Origin of the sequence: Novosphingobium sp. PC22D (genome assembly GCF_002556635.1) — a bacterium.
Lineage (GTDB): Bacteria > Pseudomonadota > Alphaproteobacteria > Sphingomonadales > Sphingomonadaceae > Novosphingobium.
Genome location: NZ_MWMO01000052.1, coordinates 1 through 1,012, shown reverse-complemented (window position 1 = coordinate 1,012; position 1,012 = coordinate 1). Strand labels below are relative to the sequence as shown.

The 1,012-nt window shown below is 60.0% G+C and carries 1 protein-coding gene; it reads right to left on the bottom strand.

The window, feature by feature from the left end; translation table 11 throughout:
- Entirely contained in the window at positions 1–951 is a 951-nt protein-coding gene (locus tag B2G71_RS23570; protein WP_098109095.1) for an IS481 family transposase, read from the bottom strand.
- Between the last annotated feature and the right edge of the window lie 61 nt (positions 952–1,012).

Here is a 1,012-nt window from a genome sequence, read left to right as displayed (position 1 = left end):
CTAGGTGTTTGGTCCCAGCATGTGATGGGTTGGTTGAACGATAAAGACATCGGGCTTTGATTTCCAGAGTTCATCGATGGCTTCGTAGGGCGTTCGGAACTTCAGCGCCTTGAGCTGCTTGGCGAAGTTGTAGGCGATCAGCCAGTCGCTGACGTGTCGCCGCAGTTCCTGGATCGAAGCGTAATGGAAGGACTTGACCGTCGCCTCCTTAATTGTCCTGACCATCCGTTCGGCTTGGCCGTTGGTCCAGGGATGATAGGGTTTGGTCAGGCGATGCTCGATACCGTTCTCCAAGCAGACGCGCCCGAAGATGTGGATCAGGTAGCTTCGGCTTTGGCCGCGCTGGAGCTGCACGAACTGGACGCCGTTATCGGTCAGGACGGTGTGGATCCGGTAGGGGACGGTTCTGACCAGCGATTTGAGGAAGCCGGCGGCAGCCAGCTTGGTGGCACTGCGGTAGATGCGAGCAAAGACGAGCTTCGAGGTGCGGTCCACGGCGACATAGAGGAACGCCTTGCCGCCTTCGTAGCGCAGCTCGGCAATGTCGATGTGGAAGTAGCCGATCTCGTAATCCTTAAACTTTTTGGGCTTCTCCCGGTCGGCTTTGGGCAGGCGGCTGATCCCGTGGCGCTGCAGGCAGCGATGCAGCGACGAGCGCGTCAGGTGCGGGATCGCATCCTTGAGCGCGATGTAGACGTCATCCAGCGGCAGCCGTGCCTGCACCCGCAGCGCCACGATGGCCGCCTCCTCCATGGGGGACAGCACCGTGCTACGGCGCTCCTTCGGCCCCATCGGCATGTCTTCGACCGACTGCCGCTTGCGCCACTTCAGGACGGTCTTCTCGTTGATCCCATACCGCTTCGCGAGGCTCGCGACCGAAGCTTGCGATCGCTGTAGCTCGCTTCGAATGGCGTGCGTGGTCTTGGCGCTGCCATGTAGAATCTGTCCCATAGGGTCCTCCGCTGCGACGATGACAAATTTACACCATCACATGCTGGGACCAAACACCTAG